This window comes from Rothia sp. HMSC065G12 (genome assembly GCF_001811455.1).
GTDB classification, from domain to species: Bacteria; Actinomycetota; Actinomycetes; order Actinomycetales; family Micrococcaceae; genus Rothia; species Rothia dentocariosa.
In genome coordinates this window covers 591,779-608,767 of the sequence record NZ_KV804815.1, presented here as the reverse complement: position 1 = coordinate 608,767, position 16,989 = coordinate 591,779, and the positions used below count along the sequence as shown (strand labels likewise).

The window sequence follows — 16,989 nt, the reverse complement described above, 5'->3', positions numbered from 1 at the left end:
TTCAAGTACACAGTATCCTTCGAGTCTTAAGAAGCGGGAGCGTTTTCTTCATCTTAAATTGTTACCAGATGAAGAAAACGCTCCCGGTTTGTGTATTCGCTTGCCAGAACACCCTATTCATGGGTTGCCAGGTGCTTGAGTTTTCCGTTCCACTGCGGCAGCTCATGTGTAAGAAACTCTGGTTTGAGCGGATAATCCGCCAGGGAATCGAGCGGCAGCCAGACACAGGGGTAGCGATGCTCCTCTTCGCAGGTAGTTATCGGAACCGCTTCAGGATTAACCTCCACGAGGTAGTGAAATTCGATGCGGTGGTTCGGTATATCGTGCACTGTGAAAAGGTGCTCTCCTACGAACGCAAGCTTCCGAACCGTGCAGCCGATGCCTAGTTCTTCGCGTACTTCGCGACGCACCGCATCCGCGCTGTGCTCACCAACTTGTACAGCGCCGCCGGGCACAAAATATTTGCCGTCGTGACTGTAGGTCAAGAGCTTACCGGCGTGTATGATCAGTGCCGAAGCTCGCACACCGTACTGATATCCTGCAGCTGTCGTTCGAAAATCCATACCTTTATTATCTAACTGCGTATTGTATACAGTTTCGCCAAACGCTCATTGGAGGGTGTCATCGACAGTAGATCTTGGCACATCCTGTATCCTTGGAGATTGAGTAAGCATCTTAAAAATGGGCGACCATCTTGGGTTCAAGCTGGGTGCAGTCCGTTTCCTCGACGATAAGAAAGTGATCACGGCTCGTGTTCAATTCTCTCTCTGACCGTTTGACGGCAACCTTTAAAAACCTGCGTGGCAAGGGCCGCCTCTCTGAGGCAGACATTGACGCAACCGTCCGCGAAATTCGCCGCGCTCTGCTGGATGCGGATGTCGCCGTGCCTGTTGTCCGTGAATTCGCCGCACATATTAAAGAGCGTGCCCTCGGTGCTGAGGTCTCAGAGGCACTCAACCCTTCACAGCAGATCGTCAAGATTGTAAACGAAGAGCTTATTACCATTCTGGGCGGGCAGACTCGCCGCATTAACATGGCTAAGACCGGTCCCACCATTATTATGCTGGCTGGTCTGCAGGGTGCCGGTAAAACCACGCTGGCGGGTAAACTCGCGAAGTGGCTCAAGGGGCAGGGGCATACCCCTATCCTGGTGGCATCTGACTTGCAGCGTCCGAACGCGGTGACCCAGCTGAAGGTTGTGGGCGAGCGCGCGGGCGTACCCGTTTTCGCGTCCCACCCGGGTGTGACCAGTGAATTTGATACCCCTACTGGCGATCCTGTGCAGGTTGCACGAGATGGCGTTGCTGAAGCGCGTGCGAAGCTCCATGACGTGGTGATCGTTGATACCGCAGGCCGTTTGGGTGTGGATGCTGAACTCATGCAGCAGGCGCGTAATATCCGCGATGCTATTGAGCCTCAAGAAGTCCTGTTCGTAATCGACGCGATGATTGGTCAGGACGCCGTGAATACCGCAAATGCCTTCAACGAGGGTGTGGACTTTACCGGTGTAGTGCTCTCTAAACTTGATGGTGACGCCCGCGGCGGTGCGGCTCTTTCCGTTGCTTCGGTTACCGGCAAACCGATTATGTTCGCATCCACGGGTGAGAACGTGGATGATTTCGAGCAATTCCACCCCGACCGTATGGCCAGCCGCATTCTGGATATGGGCGATGTGCTCACCCTGATCGAGCAGGCAGAGGCCACGTGGGATAAGGCAGAAGCCGACCGCATGGCCAAGAAATTCATCGATCAGGAAGACTTCACCTTTGATGATTTCTTGGCGCAGATGCAGCAGATTCGCAAGCTGGGTTCCATGAAGAAACTTCTCATGATGATGCCCGGTGCCGCCCAGATGCGCCAGCAGCTAGAGTCTTTTGACGAACGTGAAATTGACCGCGTTGAAGCTATTGTACGTTCGATGACCCCGCATGAACGTGTGGCACCGAAGATCATTAACGGCTCACGCCGTGCGCGTATCGCGAAAGGTTCGGGCGTGACTGTTTCTGAGGTGAATCAGCTCATGGAGCGTTTTGCTCAGGCACAGAAGATGATGAAGAAGCTTGCCACCGGCAAGATGTCTGGTATGCCTGGCGGCATGCAGATGCCCGGTATGGCCGCGGCTGGCGGAAGTAACCGTAAAAAGAATAAGAAAAATAATAACAAGAAGAAGGCGGGTCGCTCAGGCAACCCCATGAAGCGTAAGCAGCAAGAGGCAGAGGCACTTGCCGCTCAGAAGGCACGCCAGGGTGCGGCTTTCGGGCAGCAGGCGCAGCAGCAAGAAGATCTTGATCTTTCGAAGATGAATCTGCCGAAGGGCTTTGAGAAGTTCCTACAGTAGAGGGACTGTGAAATGGTGTTCGCGGTGTTCTGGCGGCTTTATGAAAGAGCCGTCAAACATCGTGAACGTTGTTTGACAAGAATTTACCGGTGTATGAAGACGACTCACTCCGTATTCACACATCATGAAGACATACGCGTTACTCTGGTATAGAGGATTCGATAATACCGCGCCTATGACACACACCATCAGGTCACGTGCTGCAGGCTGAAAACCTGCATGAGAAAACGGATCCGATTGATAGGCGTGGAATGCAGATCTCTACAGTGTGCATCCGATGATTCGTAACGCCGGTTCTCACCGGCGATGCCCTAAATGCGAACTGCGCCTACTAATTAGCAGAAGGCTTTACGATGTTAGTAGCGGGGCAGATGAGGCAAACGGCAGAACGCTATTAAGGGGAAGAATGCAGAACAACGAGCAACATCACCGAGACTCGGCGCAGGGCGGCGCTGAACAGAACGGTCGTGAGCGCCATGAAACTGCCAACCCTTGGACTTACACCAAGCCGGAGGCATCTGCCAGTCAAAATGGCACCGTCCCGGATTATTTATGGGTTCGCCTGTCTTTAGAGTATGGTGAAAACACCCCCGACATCGCCGGTTCTAAAGTGGTCTATTCCAGCGACTCTAGTGATGATGCTGATCCTGAAACTGCGGATGTTGCGAGCGCTATTATTGACCTGATCCGGCGGGCGAAACAACTTCATGAGGAGAAAGAACACCGTATTGATCCGCGTGAAGTAGATGATGTTGCTGCCTCACTAGCCCATGATGATCTGACGGTCGAAGAACTTAACCAGATGTGGCAGGATACTCCGGCTCCCCAAGACCCGGATAGCTCCGAGGAAGACGGAGAACATTATTCGGCTCCTCGGCATGACCATGCGGGTTCTCCCGAAGAGATCTTTGATGTGACTTTTTCTGATGTTGAGGATGAGAACCTGCACCGTCGCCGCATGTTAGCGCGCGCCGCCAGCGATCATGATGTGATTCAGGCTCTTATAGAGCTGACTCGGGAACGGCCCGAACTTATCGCCTATGAGATGGGCGAGTGTGAGGTTCAGATATATGTTTTGTGTTCGCTTAATCCCGCAGGTTATCTGAACGTTTTGCATGTGGCACACGGACAGATTCGCAAGGGTGAACCCTTGGAAGAATACGTTGAGTGGCTTCTTGAACGAATGCCAGTAACCGGTATTGCTCTTGAAGAAGAACCAGGGATGTGGGTACCGGTACCGCATGATGTTTACCAGATCGAATTTTTAGTTGATGGCGATGCTGCGGCGCTTCTAGATATTAACCTAGATGCACTCACCAGCATGCTCCTCACCCAGCCGGAACGCCAGATTGTCGCGGCCCCGGCGGGAACATGGACGATTATTAGCGGCGATCCGCATGACATTTTGGCTGTTATTGCCGAAGCAAAGTGTCACGCCTTGATTGCGGAGGGGAATGCGCATCAACAGCACCTCATCTTTATGGAGGCCCCTCAAGAGCTAGAGCAGAACGAGAACGCACCTGCCTGGATGTTGGGCGAGCCGGAGGAGAAGGACTCGACCATTCTGGAGTTCTTCTGGCAGTCTGTTCCGAAGACTCTCACACGAACTATGACTCGTGAACATTGCGATTCTTATGAGGGTTCTTTGGAAGATATTCTGACGAGTCTGCCAGGTTTGCCGCCTGAACCTTTTGGTCTGGACCAAGACGAGCTTACTCGCTCTATTGTTGAGCTTTCCCTGCTTTTCGGTGTTCCTTCTGGAACTTCTGCGGGAAGGCGCCTTGAAAGCTATCTGCGAGATACGAAGAACACTCTTGCTCTCGAATCGGTGCTTCAGCTACTGCACGTTCCCGTTGAGCTGGCAGCGGTACCGACGGAAGGGCTTGAGATCGGTGCTATTGGAACCGCTCGTGTATTTGGCGAAGACCCTGCTGAATTGCTGGCGGCACCTCATGACGAAAGTTCGTCTCAAGCAGACATGGATCCGGCACAGAGTGACGATAACTCACTGTCTGCGCATTACCAGTCCGATAAACTTCCCGATATAGAGGCTTTAAAACGTAGCTATCGTCTGGTAGCTACAAACCGCCGTGTGACTCTTGCGGAGTGGCTTGCTGCGTCTCAAAGCGGCGAGATTCCTTACGAATATACTCATGTGGGTACCACCAAACAACGTGATAATCAGCAGAAAGAGTCTTTGGTGAAAAAGCCTTCCTCAAGTCCGCGTGTGGATGCGTATAGTCCTAGCGGTGCATCAGGCAAAGCGGTCGTTGAGACGAACTCTTCAACGCATACAGTTCAGCCCGCACACTCGGAATCGCCTGGTGAGACTTCTGCTGGAAAAGATCCCAAAAATCGTTTGCTTACCCGTGTTTTTCGGGTGGACGGTACCGCGCAGTTGGGGCTGGCAACCGTGTTTTGGACTGTTGCGCGTCGCAAAAAAGCGCAGGGTAAGAGCGCCCCAATTTTGACAGCTCTGAGTACTGTTTTCGCAGCTGGCGGCACGAGTGAGATTCTCTTAGCGCCTCGTCTCGCTCGGCTTGCTGGCGAGAAACTTGATGAGCATCGCAGTAAAGAAGCTTCAGACGCTCCCGTAAACGCGGAGCTCGTGCGCCGGGGCGATAACCCGCAGGGCGCATCGTCGGAGGGGCTGCACCGGCGAACCTTAGTTGATGACCTGCGTGACGGCATCTACGTGGAATCTCCGCGTAAGTCTTGCAAAGCCCGCTCACAGGCCGCGAGTTCCACGTCAGATGCTTCGTCCGCCACAGAGCTGGGGGAGAGGGTACGTCGTACCGTTCGTAAGTTCTTCTCCTAAAACTCTCTAACGCTCCTAAGAACCATGCTTAAGTACAGACGAAAGCGGAATCTATGAAAGATACATATTTAAGCCATGAGGAACTGGTAGCTTTTATTGCAACACTTCCAACACGTCGACTTGCCGCCGGAGCGCTTATTCGCAATGAAGAAGGCGAACTACTTGTGGTGAAGCCGAACTACAAGGACGGCTGGATTCTTCCGGGCGGAACCGTAGAGGCGGGCGAGGCACCGAAAACAGGATGCTTCCGTGAGGTTCAGGAAGAGCTAGGGCTTACCCTGACTCCGGGTCGTTTGGTGGCTATTTTCCATGGGCTCGCATTAGGTGTCTGGGGCGATTCCACATATTACATGTACGATGCGGGCGTTATTCCGCGTGACACCCCTATTACTTTGCAGAATGATGAACTGGTGACCTATGAGTGGGTGGCCGGCGAAAACTTGGGCGATTACGTGCGCCCGGCGATGGTGAGGCGGCTGCAAGAAGCCCTGAAAGCCCTCGAAACCGGCGAAGTTCTTGAGATAAGCTCCGACGATTAACGCTATAACAGCGACATATGCCCGAAAACGCGGGGGCCCGCTAGATTTAAATTGCCCTATTTGTTACCCTATCTGAGTACCCGACATTGCGTGACCCCTCTCTTCGCGCTTTGTTGTGTCCATAGAGACTTCGTGAACGGCCCGCCCCACGGGTGCTGAAGCGCGGTTTCGCACCAAGTATTGAAACAGGAGTAACCACTACAGTGGCTGTTAAAATTCGTCTCAAGCGTATGGGTAAGATCCGCGATCCTCGCTACCGTATTGTAATTGCGGATTCTCGCGTGAAGCGTGATGGTAAGACTATCGAAGAGATCGGTATCTACCACCCGACCGAGCAGCCCTCGCGTATCGAGATTAACTCTGAGCGTGCTCAGTACTGGCTGTCTGTTGGCGCACAGCCGACCGAACAGGTCTTGGCTCTGCTGAAGCTCTCAGGTGACTGGGCAACTTTCAAGGGTGAGAAGGCTGAGAACAGCATCAAGCCCGTTGAGCCTAAGGCTGAATTCGTTGTTCCCCAGAAGGGTTCCGTTATTCTGCCTGAGGCTATCACCCCCAAGGCCGATAAGGCTGAGGAAGCAACCGAGGAAGCTCCTGCTGAAGCTGAAGCAGAGGCTGCCGAGGAAGCAGCTGAGTAATTATGTTGGCTGATGCACTCGAACACTTGGTTCGAGGGATTGTCGAGCATCCGGACGATGTGAAAGTGCGTCTGCGCCAGCAGCGCCATCGCGAGACGCTGGAGGTTCGGGTACATCCCGATGATTTGGGTCGAGTGATTGGTCGTTCGGGCCGAACCGCTAAGAGCATTCGCACCGTGATGGATGCGATTTCTGAGGGCGATCAGGTTCGGATCGATATTATCGACACCGATAGAAAACGTTAGCTGATATAGCATCAAGAGCGTTCCATCACCACCAAGGTGTTGGAACGTTCTGCTTTAATCATGAGAATTTTCAGCAGGCAATCACACAGCAGGTGGGTGCCTCCACAGCTTGTGAGAGTGGACCTGCCGGTAGAATATTAGGTGTCTACAAGCCCCAGTTTTTCTAGAGGTTTACAACATGCAGGTTTTGGTTGCGCGCATCGGCAAGCCGCACGGTATTCGCGGTGAAGTTACGGTTCAACTCTTCACAGATATCCCCGAGGAGCGCTTTGCCCCCGGAGAAGTTCTCGACTTGGAAAACTTCACCCCGAAAAGCCCTGTGGCTACTGTTGCACCAACGGGCAGGCTTAAAGTAGCGGGGCATCGTTGGAATAAGAAGATTCTGGTGGTACGTTTTGAGGAAGTCACTACCCGCAACCAAGCGGAAGAGCTGCGGGGCAGCCGCTTGATGTTTGAGGTTCCCGAGGACGAAGATGACGAAGGCTTCTACGAACAGGAACTCGTGAACCTGCCCGTATATCTTCTGGTGAAGGTTCCTGAGGGGGAGAACCCCGTCAATAATCCTAAAGCTGGAAAGCCTCTGGGGAAGGTTACCGGTCTGCAGACCATGCCTGCGCAGGATATACTGCTCGTTAAACTTGCTGCCGAATACGGCGGTGACGAGATTATGATTCCCTTTGTCGAAGAAATCGTTCCTGAAGTTGTGACCACTGCTGAGGACGAACCCGGTTTCGTGCTTCTGACCCCGCCACCCGGTCTTATCAACGTGGCTGAAGCAGAATCTGCCGCATGGAACTCAGAAAATACGGGGGAGTAGCCCGTGCGCTACGACGTTATCACTATTTTTCCCGAGTACTTGACACCGTTAGACCTCTCGCTGGTAGGGAAAGCCCGCGAAAACGGTTTGGTCGATCTGCGCGTGCATAATCTGCGTGACTATACCTTCGACCGCCACCACACGGTTGATGATACCCCCTATGGCGGTGGTGCCGGGATGGTCATGAAACCGGAACCTTGGGGGCTTGCGCTTGATGAAGTGCTTGCGAATTCACCGCAGCGGGCGGAGGAGGAGCACCATGAAAATAATCGCGATGAGCCGGAAGAACAGCGAGAAAGAGTAGAGGAAAATTCGAGTCCTCAGAAACTCTTGCCTGCGCAGGATAATCGTCCTCTCCTGATTGTTCCTTCCCCGGCGGGCGCGGTTTTTAACCAGCAAATGGCTTATGAACTCGCTGAGGAACAGCATATTGCGTTTGCTCCCGCGCGTTATGAAGGTATTGATGAACGGGTACTCGACTGGGCACAAACCCGCTTCCGCGTGTTTCCCGTTTCGATGGGGGACTATGTGCTCTACGGTGGAGAAGTTGCGGTGATGGCGATGATAGAGGCTATTACTCGGCTAATTCCCGGGGCATTGGGAAACCCAGAATCTCTTGCAGAAGAGTCGCACACCGGCGGGCTTTTGGAGTACCCGGTGTACACGAAACCGGCGCAGTGGCGCGACTACGAGGTTCCGCCTATCCTGCTGTCGGGCAATCACGGTGCTATTGCCAGGTGGCGGCGTGAGCAGCAGATTGAACGTACCATGAGTCGCCGCCCCGACCTTTTTGCAGCGTACCCTGAAGAAAATTGGGATAAGAAAGACCGGCGTTTTCTTGCCGAGCGCGGTGTGCATTTCCCCAAATCTCGTCAAGCAGACTAAACCGGAAGACTCCTAATACGCAGCACCGTTGCATGCGTTGAAGCCCCTTACAGTTATGGGCTAAAACGTTCAAAGTCGAGAATATCGTATATAACGGCGCGCCCCTGAACCCAATAAATCTTACTCGGGGCACCCGGATCTTCCGCAGGCTTATACTTGCTGCCCAGGGCACGGGAGAGCGAGCCGCGCATCGAGAATGATAACGGGCGGTGAGTACTCGTATGCTCATAGCGGGCAAGATCTAGAGGTTCAGGGTCAGTGAATTCCTCTACCTGAGCGAGAGCAAGCATCCGGTCCTCTAAACTACCGTGACGTTCCGCCGAAAAACCGGCATCCAACCAACTATCACGCAACTCGGAAGGCATCAGCTGAGGAACATCATCACGCCTCTCAAAACCGTGCGATTCGGGCGCCGGAATAACCGGCAGATCAGGCTCACGATAGATCATCAAAATTTCCAGTTCGCCGCCTAGCTTACGGGCGCGCAGAATTTCCTGGCGAATTTGCTGAACCGTTTTCTCAGGGCATGAAAAACCCCACGGAACCGCAGGAATACCGAGAGCATGCGCTTTTTGCAACCTATCATAGGCGCGCAAGCCCACCCCGCCGGTACGTCCATGCGCCATGTATGCATAATTGTAATCAGCAGAAAGCTTCAGAAAAAGAACGGGATCGCTGGCGGGAATATACATGTGAGCCTGCAGTATCTAATGTTTTTCGGGAACCGGGCGCTCGCGGAATTCGATAGGGCGCTTTGCCTTGGGCAGGGCGTACATAATACGCAGGTAAGCATCTTCGATGAGCTCTTCAAGAAGCTGGCGCGTAACACCCTTGCCTGCGCTGACCGAAATCCAATGCCGTTTATTCATATGCCACCCTGGAATAATGCTTGGGTACATGCGCTGCAGAACCTCGGATTCTTCGGGGTCGGTCTTCAGATTCACGATCGGGTAGCCGATACCGTTTGTGTACATAGCAAAAATTTTGCCGCTAATGCGGTACACCGTATTACGTGGTCCGAAAGGCTGATCGGAGGTAGCCAACGGCATAGTAAGCGCAATCTGATCGACAACCTTATGGAGGTCTTCGGCGGTTATCTCTTGAGAATTTGGTGTACCCATACCTTCGAGTCTAACGGCTGTTACACCGTAGTGAAAGGACTCAAAGTTTGAGAAAACCAAAACCAAGCCGCCGGGGCGGTTTACATCTGTAGAACGTCGAAAACCCAGAAGGAATATACCCGTAAAATCTGCGGCGAAAACCGCGTGCGCATCCAAAGAATCACGGTAGAATAGAACACTATGGCTGAATTTATTTACACGATGACCAAAGCCCGCAAAACTGTGGGCGATAAGGTCATTCTTAACGACGTTTCCATGTCGTTCTTCCCGGGCGCCAAGATTGGTATGGTTGGTCCCAACGGCGCCGGTAAGTCGACCATCCTGAAAATCATGGCTGGCTTGGATCAGCCCTCGAATGGCGAGGCACGCCTCTCGCCCGAATACAGCGTAGGTATTCTGCTTCAGGAGCCGCCGCTGAACGAAGAGAAAACCGTGCTCGGCAACGTCGAAGAAGGCGTGGGCGAGATCAAGGCGAAGCTGGACCGTTTCAACGAAATTTCCGCGCTCATGGCTGAACCTGATGCTGATTTTGATGCCCTCATGGAAGAAATGGGTAAGCTGCAGGAAGCTATCGATGCCGCAAACGCCTGGGATCTAGACTCCCAGCTGGAACAAGCTATGGAGGCGCTGCGTTGCCCGCCCGCCGACGCCCCCGTCACCCACCTCTCCGGCGGTGAGCGCCGCCGCGTGGCACTGTGCAAGCTCCTGCTGCAGAAACCAGACCTGCTGCTGCTGGATGAGCCCACCAACCACCTAGACGCCGAGTCGGTGCTGTGGCTTGAGCAGCATCTGCAGTCTTACGAAGGCGCGGTCATTGCGATTACTCACGACCGCTATTTCCTAGACCACGTTGCCGAATGGATCGCCGAGGTTGACCGCGGCAACCTCTACCCTTACGAAGGCAACTACTCCACCTACCTTGAGAAGAAGCGTGCTCGCCTTGAAGTTCAGGGCAAGAAGGACGCGAAACTCGCTAAACGCCTGAACGAAGAGCTGGAGTGGGTGCGCTCAAACTCGAAGGGCCGGCAGGCGAAGTCGAAAGCACGTTTGGCACGTTACGAAGAGATGGCGGCCGAGGCTGAGAAGACCCGCAAACTCGATTTTGAAGAGATTCAGATTCCGCCGGGGCCGCGCCTGGGCAACCTGGTGATTGAGGCCGAGAACCTGCAGAAGGGTTTTGACGGGCGCTCGCTCATTAACGGTCTGTCGTTCTCGCTGCCGCGGAACGGCATTGTGGGTGTGATTGGCCCGAACGGTGTGGGTAAATCGACCCTGTTCAAGACCATCGTCGGTTTGGAAGAGCTTGACGGCGGCTCGCTCAAGGTCGGCGAAACCGTGAAGATCTCCTATGTCGATCAGAACCGCGCCAACATTGACCCCGAAAAGAGCCTGTGGGAGGTTGTCTCGGACGGTCTGGATTATATCCAGGTCGGCAATGTTGAGATGCCTTCGCGTGCCTATGTTTCGGCGTTCGGGTTCAAGGGGCCGGATCAGCAGAAGAAAGCGGGTGTGCTCTCCGGTGGTGAGCGTAACCGCCTGAATTTGGCGCTGACCCTCAAACAGGGCGGAAACCTGCTGCTGCTGGACGAGCCCACCAACGACCTTGATGTGGAAACCCTGGCGTCGCTTGAGAATGCTCTGCTGGAATTCCCTGGATGCGCCGTCGTCGTCTCCCACGACCGTTGGTTCCTCGACCGTGTGGCGACCCATATCCTCGCATGGGAAGGCACCGAAGAAAATCCGGATCAGTGGTACTGGTTCGAGGGTAACTTCGAGTCTTACGAGAAGAACAAGATCGAACGTCTGGGACCGGAAGCTGCGAAGCCGCACCGCGTGGTGCACCGCAAGCTTACTCGCTAGGGGTAGCTGATAGCTGTAGCCCCGCCTCCTGATGCTGTTATGACTCAGGAGGCGGGGCTTTGCTGTGCCTGATGGGGGGGGGGCATGATCCCGCTATCTCACGTGTTGCTCCGCTACGTGTTGGCTGTTCGTCGGTAGAAATAGTTCGCCCAGTGGTGACCGGTACATCATGGCGGAGTTCACATTCGTGGTTTATAATGGGTGTTTACTGTTGATGTATTTCATAAGAAGGAGAGTGCATCATGCTCTCAAAATATAACTGGACGTCCTTGGTCACCGGTCTGTTGCTGATTGCAGCGGCAATCTACATGTTCGCCGATCCCGCTACTCCGCTGGTAGTTCTGGGTTATGTGTTCTCCTTTGCGGTGCTGCTCGGTGGCGTGTTTGAAGTGGTGCGTTACTTCGGCACGCCAAAGCAGGCACGTACCGGCTGGGACCTGGTTGACGGCATCTTGACCGTGGTGGCTGGTCTGATTCTGCTGACTGCCTCGGTGGGTGCACAGGCAACCTACATCCCGATCGTTGTGGGCATATGGATGGTTGCATGGGCGCTGATTCGTCTGATGACCGCCCAGGAAATGAAACACCTAAACTATGCCGCTGGGAGCCACCTGCAGTTCTCTGCGATTGGTTCCCTGATTCTGGGCTTCCTCGTGCTGCTGTTCCCGATGATCTTCGGCGTGGCGGCAGTATGGATGGCAGCCCTGGGGCTTCTGGTGACCGGTCTGGTGTTCGTGGGTGACTTCTTCGTTTCCCGCCGCACCAAGAGCACCGTGCATATTTCCCCGGACGGTGCGATTGACGTCGAAGCTAGATAAGAGCTTCCTAACGGCTTCTAGACCGTACACTAGAACATAGGAGAGACCGTGTGAGACAACCACCTCACACGGTCTTTCTGTATGCTTTGACGCTCCGAGCTGTCGCTGTACCGGAGCCCTAACGGCGCCCGAGCTTTAGCGATATTCGGGCAGGCGGAACATCATTTCCTGCGCCACGGTCGCCACCAGCTCACCGGAACGATTGAAAATCGAACCCTGCGAGAGCATCCTGCCACCCTGCGCGCTGGGGGAATCCAGCACGTACAGCAGCCACTCATCCGCACGTGCCTCACGATGAAACCACATCGCATGGTCCAAAGAGGCCGACTTCATGCCCTGTTCAAGCCAAAACTTGCCGTGCCTGCGTAGCGCTGGTTCTAGGGGAAGATAATCCGAAGCATACGCAATTGCCGCCCGATGTACCGCATCCGAAACCGGGGCGCCGGAAGCATCAATCAGCGGATCGAAAGTCTTAAACCACACCGTGGCAACCGGTTTCTGCGAGCTTGAATCCGGGGCCGTATACAGGTGCGGGCTCACATACCGAATATCAATTGGGCGTTCCCATGCAACAGCCTGCGCTACCGGATGCGCCACCTCGCCAATGTAGTCACTCACGCTCGGCAGTCCATCAGGATCGGGAACCTGCGGCATCTCAACAGCCGTATGCTCGGGGCCGCGACCGGGCTTCTGAAATGATGCAATCGCAGAGAAAATGGGAATATCGTCCTGAAGCGCCTGAACCCGGCGAGTCGCAAAAGAACGCCCATTATTGAGCTGTTGTGAGGTAAAAATAAGCTCTTTCGTAATATCACCAGGATGCAAAAAATATGCATTAATCGAATGCAACACCTTATCGCTAACAGTATTATCAGCCGCCATAATCGCCTGAGCGAGCACCTGCCCGCCATAGGTGCGCGGGGTCTCACGGGTTAGCGTCACAGCGGTAAAAGCGTCGTCACCGCCCACCGGCTCAGCGGGGGTCAGGTTCAGCATGGTCATCAAGTTCTGGGTGGGGGTGGGCTTCGTCATTCTTTAATTCTGACACGAAGGGGTAAAGTTGAGGATGATTTATCGAAGAAAATATGCGAGCGAGAGGCAAAACATGACCGATGACCTGCACACACCCGACGCAGCACCTCTGCCAGAACCGGAACCGCAAGAACCTCCACGCTCAGCCACAACCAACACCCGGCGTATAGACCTCAAATACAATCCGCACGAAGGCATCGACGAACCCTATCTTATCTTCCCCAACAACCAGCAAGGTATAGCCGCCGCTGCCGACCTCAGCACTTATATTTCACGCGCACGTTCCCTCGATACCCAAGCGGCAATACGACTTACCGCCCGCGGGAGCGTGCTCGCCGTTTTCGCATGCTCTCTCGCCCCCGAAACCATGCTGGATAACACCCCCACCATTCTGGGGATGCGAGCCCTCAACCTCGCAAAGCCATCAACCCTTGATATTGTGGTAGATTCAGCCGCCCTGCTCGAACGCCTGGCGCGCATTGAAGAATCCGAGATGGTGCTGTATCTGCCGCCCGTCACCGTACACACTGAATGGGCTGGGAAAGCCGCACCCCTGCAAGGATGGGAAAAACTAGGAACTATTGACGCCGACGAGTTCCGCCGCGCCAGCCGTGAAGGACTTGCCGCCGTCGAAAAAGCACTCCCCGAAAACCCCGGTGCCGCAGTGCTCACCACCGTGCGAACCCGCATCTGGTCATCTCCCATGGTGCTTAAGCACCTACCGGAGTTTGACCGAACCCCTATACCTACAGGCGCAGCTTTCGCCCTGCAAGTCTTCGGATTCCTTCCCGAAACCTTCACCGGTGAGCTCGCTATATATGCCGCCCCTACTGGTTCCGACGGCTGGGTGCGCATCGCTGCCCCCGGCGGGCATGTGCTGGTGCGTTCGGGCTCGGGAGCGCTCGCATGAGTTATTCTGCGAATCAGCCGGGTGAGCAGGTCAGCATTTACGACCAGGTGGGTGGCGAGGAAACCTTCGATAAGCTCACCCGCAGGTTCTATGCCCTCGTGAAGGCCGACCCCGAGTTTTCCGCCATGTACCCGGATTTTGACCCGTTTCCGCCTGAGCACCTCACAGAGGAACAGACCGCCGAGATCGAAGCAAACGATACTGACCATTTCGATGCGGCGGCGCGGCGGCTGAAAATGTTCCTGATTCAGTACTTTGGCGGGCCCAGCACCTACCAGGAACAGCGCGGCCACCCGCGTTTGCGCATCCGCCATAACCCGTACCCGATCGGTGCGAAAGAACGCGATACTTGGCTGAAGTATATGCGCCAGGCAATGGATACTCTTGATCTTCCGATGATGATTGATGCGACCATGTGGGACTATTTCGAGCGTGCGGCACGCGCCATGCAGAACCGGGCATAGTTCAAGACAGCATTGCATTTCAGACGTTGCTTTTGTAGGTTGTAACAACGCGTATTGTTTCTTATAACCCTGAATATCGGTAAGCTCTTCTGGATATTTCACTTCGCGCCTGGGGACCTGTTTTTCCGCGGATGCACAACGACGTCCCCAAGTTCGTTTATGATGCGTTCTACCCTCAAGGGTGGCAGCAGCGGCAGCTCAGCGATTTAGAGGAAGTGCTCGATCAGGAGCCTGAAAATGTGTCTGTTGCCCTTAATAATGAGCGGCCGGTCGGCTGGGTCTGCACACGTATTCACCCTGAGGACCAGATGGGCGAGATTTATGTGATTGCGGTCGATCCCGAGTATCAGCGGTGTGGCGTGGGGCAGCAGCTCATGGAGCATGCCTTTGCGCAGATTAAAGACGCCGGGATGCGCATGGTGATGGTCGAAACCGGCGGCGATTCGGGGCACGCACCGGCCCGGGGACTCTACGAGTCTGAAGGGTTCGTTCGCTGGCCCGTTGCTCGGTATTTCAAGGATTTGAACAAGTAGGCTGGTCTACAGCTTGGCAGAGTGCAGGTATGAGAAAGCCCGGTGCAGGGAGGTAAACCCCGCACCGGGCTTAGTAGACGTTTATCAGTTATTCTGCTGTGAGTTCTGCGTAGCGGGCGAAGAGGATTTCGAGGCGTTTATTGTTGGATGCGCACAGCTTGGCGGCACCGAATGCCTTATCAACGTGGCGATCCAGTTCCTTATGCGCCTTCAACAGCTCAGAGTTCATCGCCAGTGGATTATACATATCCGCGAGTGAAACGCGGCCACCGTGCTTTTCCGCGAGTGCCTCGCGAACTTCCAGAATTTTCTGGCCCGCCGTAATAATTATGGAGCGCAAATCTTCAGCCACTTCGGGAAGCGGAAGGTTATTCCAAACGATAGTATTCGAGAAACGCAAACGTGATTCTAAAGCGCCGCCGACTGCACGTTGCCAGGTAATAAACATGGACGAGCTAATAATGGCAAAGAAAAACCCATCCGGGTCAAGGGCAGTAAAAAGCTGATTCCCAGCGATAACTTCAGCGGGAAGATGTGCCACCGTATAAAAGGGGCGAGTCTCCGAAACTACGGCGGGAATACCAACATAGTTATCCAGCGGACGATTCTTATTCGGACGCATTAAATGTGGGGTGTCTCGATATTTATATGCGTCTCCCGTTGGTGTCTGTTTGCTACGCCATTCTCGGTTAGCTTCAATGCGCTTTTTAAGCACCGGACTTTTGGTAATATCTGCCGGGTTTACATCTTCAAGCCAGAGACACCATCGATCAATCCCGCGCACGAGTTCCTTACCCATACGGAAAGGCCGTAAATATTTAGCTGCTATAGGATCACTTGAAACTTCGGCGTAATCTTTTTCTTCCACAATGAGGTTTCCATTATCAGCAGGTTTAGTACCAAACTTTACCTCGGGTAAATGTGCCAACGGTTTTGATCGTTTCTTCACCAGAATATTAGGGGCATCCAGAAGATAGGCATTAATACTTTTGACGTCTGCCGCTTCACGAGTCTGCTTCGCGTTCCAGTTGTACTCAAATAGGCGTGGTTTATAGTCCTCAGAGCGGGTGAACCCGGTAATTACGCAGTGCACCGCAGCTTGACCGGGTGCTTGAGAATCCCACGGGAACGTATGATACGCGAATTTAATGCGCCATCCTTCCCGAAAAATCGGGCCAAAAAGCGCCGGGACCGGCTGTCCCTGCGCAATAGAGTTAGTCGATACGAAAGCAAATTCGCCCTCGAAATCATGATTGAAGAACTGTACCGCTTTCCAGAACCAAGCGGTCACAAAATCCAGGTAACCGTCATAATTTTTACCCCACACTGTTTTCATGGCGGAAGTCTGTGCTTTAGACATCGTCCACTGTCCCAAAAACGGCGGGTTCCCAAATATAAAAACCTTGGTGGCTTCTGCCGGAATCATCTCACGCCAATTGGTGGTGAGCGCGTCCGCATGCACAGTATGAGCTACCGAGGTAATCGGCAAACGTGTGGGAACCTGGCCCAAAGCGCGCGCCAAGGCACGGTCAGCCTGAAACTCCGATAAGAACATGGCAACTTCCGCAATCCTTGAAGGCCACCAGTTAATCTCAATCCCGTGGAACTGCGAAATGGAAAGGCGCGTGCTCAAAGACGCATCCAGCGTAAAGCCGCCCGACTCCTCAAGACGGTGAATCTCAGTGAGCACACGGGTCTCAAGCTCACGCAGCTGCATATACGCAACCTGCAAGAAGTTCCCAGAGCCGCACGCCGGATCGCAGACCGTATCGAAGTGGATACAGGGGTTTGTGGTGCGCGGATGACGCAGATGGGGCGAAACCCGCTCCCCACTAGGTAAAACGCGCCTTATTGTTGACCGTCGAGCCGCATATTCGGGCAGTGCGGTTTCGGCATCTGGTGCAATCGGGAGGTGGAGCCGGGCGACGTGAACCACGACGGGTGTGGCTGACAACGGAGCGCCAAAAAGTTCGG

The 16,989-nt window shown here is 54.2% G+C and carries 17 protein-coding genes; 12 read left to right on the top strand and 5 right to left on the bottom strand.

The window, feature by feature from the left end; all coding sequences use genetic code 11:
- Positions 1 to 113: 113 nt before the first annotated feature.
- Positions 114 to 563: an NUDIX hydrolase gene (locus HMPREF2804_RS07835; protein ID WP_070627882.1), complete on the bottom strand. Its 450-nt coding sequence runs from the start codon at positions 561 to 563 to the stop codon at positions 114 to 116.
- A 188-nt stretch (positions 564 to 751) separates the two neighbouring features.
- Between HMPREF2804_RS07835 and ffh the strand changes: the two genes are divergently transcribed.
- From ffh to trmD, 7 genes are all read left to right on the top strand, one after another.
- Positions 752 to 2,338, top strand: a complete 1,587-nt coding sequence (gene ffh, locus HMPREF2804_RS07830) for a signal recognition particle protein (protein ID WP_070627880.1) — start codon at positions 752 to 754, stop codon at positions 2,336 to 2,338.
- Between the two features lie 406 nt (positions 2,339 to 2,744).
- On the top strand, positions 2,745 to 5,156 hold the full coding sequence (locus HMPREF2804_RS07825; RefSeq protein WP_070627878.1) for a hypothetical protein: 2,412 nt from the start codon (positions 2,745 to 2,747) through the stop codon (positions 5,154 to 5,156).
- 53 nt (positions 5,157 to 5,209) lie between these two features.
- Positions 5,210 to 5,695 carry an NUDIX domain-containing protein gene (locus HMPREF2804_RS07820; RefSeq protein WP_048751484.1) on the top strand — a complete coding sequence of 162 codons (486 nt, stop codon included), beginning with the start codon at positions 5,210 to 5,212 and terminating at the stop codon, positions 5,693 to 5,695.
- Positions 5,696 to 5,898: 203 nt separating this feature from the next.
- Entirely contained in the window at positions 5,899 to 6,330 is a 432-nt protein-coding gene (gene rpsP, locus HMPREF2804_RS07815) for a 30S ribosomal protein S16 (RefSeq protein WP_013399230.1), read from the top strand.
- Between the two features lie 2 nt (positions 6,331 to 6,332).
- On the top strand, positions 6,333 to 6,575 hold the full coding sequence (locus HMPREF2804_RS07810) for an RNA-binding protein (RefSeq protein ID WP_004004867.1): 243 nt from the start codon (positions 6,333 to 6,335) through the stop codon (positions 6,573 to 6,575).
- Between the two features lie 178 nt (positions 6,576 to 6,753).
- Complete coding sequence (gene rimM, locus HMPREF2804_RS07805) at positions 6,754 to 7,392, top strand: ribosome maturation factor RimM (protein ID WP_070627877.1); 639 nt, start codon at positions 6,754 to 6,756, stop codon at positions 7,390 to 7,392.
- 3 nt (positions 7,393 to 7,395) lie between these two features.
- On the top strand, positions 7,396 to 8,277 hold the full coding sequence (gene trmD, locus HMPREF2804_RS07800) for a tRNA (guanosine(37)-N1)-methyltransferase TrmD (protein ID WP_070627875.1): 882 nt from the start codon (positions 7,396 to 7,398) through the stop codon (positions 8,275 to 8,277).
- Between the two features lie 53 nt (positions 8,278 to 8,330).
- On the opposite strand, the gene HMPREF2804_RS07795 is transcribed toward trmD, so the two are convergent.
- Positions 8,331 to 8,903 (bottom strand): hypothetical protein, encoded by a 573-nt coding sequence (locus HMPREF2804_RS07795; RefSeq protein ID WP_246824215.1) that lies wholly within the window; start codon positions 8,901 to 8,903, stop codon positions 8,331 to 8,333.
- 81 nt (positions 8,904 to 8,984) lie between these two features.
- Entirely contained in the window at positions 8,985 to 9,398 is a 414-nt protein-coding gene (locus tag HMPREF2804_RS07790; RefSeq protein WP_048755323.1) for an MmcQ/YjbR family DNA-binding protein, read from the bottom strand.
- Positions 9,399 to 9,578: 180 nt separating this feature from the next.
- Here HMPREF2804_RS07790 and ettA point away from each other — a divergent pair, with 180 nt between their 5' ends.
- Together ettA and HMPREF2804_RS07780 are read left to right on the top strand one after the other, a co-directional pair.
- Positions 9,579 to 11,258: an energy-dependent translational throttle protein EttA gene (gene ettA, locus HMPREF2804_RS07785; protein WP_048755266.1), complete on the top strand. Its 1,680-nt coding sequence runs from the start codon at positions 9,579 to 9,581 to the stop codon at positions 11,256 to 11,258.
- A gap of 242 nt (positions 11,259 to 11,500) precedes the next feature.
- The gene (locus HMPREF2804_RS07780; protein WP_048751473.1) at positions 11,501 to 12,076 is read left to right on the top strand and encodes an HdeD family acid-resistance protein; all 576 of its coding nucleotides are present in this window, start codon (positions 11,501 to 11,503) and stop codon (positions 12,074 to 12,076) included.
- Between the two features lie 135 nt (positions 12,077 to 12,211).
- Here the strand turns inward: HMPREF2804_RS07780 and HMPREF2804_RS07775 are convergent, their stop codons facing one another.
- Positions 12,212 to 13,108 carry an acyl-CoA thioesterase gene (locus HMPREF2804_RS07775; RefSeq protein WP_070627871.1) on the bottom strand — a complete coding sequence of 299 codons (897 nt, stop codon included), beginning with the start codon at positions 13,106 to 13,108 and terminating at the stop codon, positions 12,212 to 12,214.
- 34 nt (positions 13,109 to 13,142) lie between these two features.
- Between HMPREF2804_RS07775 and HMPREF2804_RS07770 the strand changes: the two genes are divergently transcribed.
- The 3 genes from HMPREF2804_RS07770 to HMPREF2804_RS07760 all read left to right on the top strand — a co-directional run bounded on the left by HMPREF2804_RS07770 (position 13,143) and on the right by HMPREF2804_RS07760 (position 15,015).
- Positions 13,143 to 14,018 carry a DUF8185 domain-containing protein gene (locus HMPREF2804_RS07770; protein ID WP_070627869.1) on the top strand — a complete coding sequence of 292 codons (876 nt, stop codon included), beginning with the start codon at positions 13,143 to 13,145 and terminating at the stop codon, positions 14,016 to 14,018.
- Positions 14,015 to 14,482, top strand: coding sequence for a globin domain-containing protein (locus tag HMPREF2804_RS07765; RefSeq protein WP_070627866.1), 468 nt, complete (start codon positions 14,015 to 14,017; stop codon positions 14,480 to 14,482). Before HMPREF2804_RS07770 ends, HMPREF2804_RS07765 begins: the two co-directional genes overlap by 4 nt.
- A gap of 131 nt (positions 14,483 to 14,613) precedes the next feature.
- The gene (locus tag HMPREF2804_RS07760) at positions 14,614 to 15,015 is read left to right on the top strand and encodes a GNAT family N-acetyltransferase (RefSeq protein ID WP_070627864.1); all 402 of its coding nucleotides are present in this window, start codon (positions 14,614 to 14,616) and stop codon (positions 15,013 to 15,015) included.
- A gap of 88 nt (positions 15,016 to 15,103) precedes the next feature.
- On the opposite strand, the gene HMPREF2804_RS07755 is transcribed toward HMPREF2804_RS07760, so the two are convergent.
- On the bottom strand, positions 15,104 to 16,951 hold the full coding sequence (locus tag HMPREF2804_RS07755) for a DNA methyltransferase (RefSeq protein WP_368664735.1): 1,848 nt from the start codon (positions 16,949 to 16,951) through the stop codon (positions 15,104 to 15,106).
- Positions 16,952 to 16,989 lie beyond the last annotated feature (38 nt).

Bases quoted from the DNA above. Each gene is read 5' to 3' on its own strand.
- HMPREF2804_RS07835 (WP_070627882.1), bottom strand. From the start codon at position 563: ATGGATTTTCGAACGACAGCTGCAGGATATCAGTACGGTGTGCGAGCT.
- HMPREF2804_RS07825 (WP_070627878.1), top strand. From the start codon at position 2,745: ATGCAGAACAACGAGCAACATCACCGAGACTCGGCGCAGGGCGGCGCT.
- HMPREF2804_RS07820 (WP_048751484.1), top strand. From the start codon at position 5,210: ATGAAAGATACATATTTAAGCCATGAGGAACTGGTAGCTTTTATTGCA.
- HMPREF2804_RS07810 (WP_004004867.1), top strand. From the start codon at position 6,333: ATGTTGGCTGATGCACTCGAACACTTGGTTCGAGGGATTGTCGAGCAT.
- rimM (WP_070627877.1), top strand. From the start codon at position 6,754: ATGCAGGTTTTGGTTGCGCGCATCGGCAAGCCGCACGGTATTCGCGGT.
- HMPREF2804_RS07795 (WP_246824215.1), bottom strand. From the start codon at position 8,903: ATGGCGCATGGACGTACCGGCGGGGTGGGCTTGCGCGCCTATGATAGG.
- HMPREF2804_RS07790 (WP_048755323.1), bottom strand. From the start codon at position 9,398: ATGGGTACACCAAATTCTCAAGAGATAACCGCCGAAGACCTCCATAAG.
- ettA (WP_048755266.1), top strand. From the start codon at position 9,579: ATGGCTGAATTTATTTACACGATGACCAAAGCCCGCAAAACTGTGGGC.
- HMPREF2804_RS07780 (WP_048751473.1), top strand. From the start codon at position 11,501: ATGCTCTCAAAATATAACTGGACGTCCTTGGTCACCGGTCTGTTGCTG.
- HMPREF2804_RS07775 (WP_070627871.1), bottom strand. From the start codon at position 13,108: ATGACGAAGCCCACCCCCACCCAGAACTTGATGACCATGCTGAACCTG.
- HMPREF2804_RS07770 (WP_070627869.1), top strand. From the start codon at position 13,143: ATGATTTATCGAAGAAAATATGCGAGCGAGAGGCAAAACATGACCGAT.
- HMPREF2804_RS07765 (WP_070627866.1), top strand. From the start codon at position 14,015: ATGAGTTATTCTGCGAATCAGCCGGGTGAGCAGGTCAGCATTTACGAC.
- HMPREF2804_RS07760 (WP_070627864.1), top strand. From the start codon at position 14,614: ATGCACAACGACGTCCCCAAGTTCGTTTATGATGCGTTCTACCCTCAA.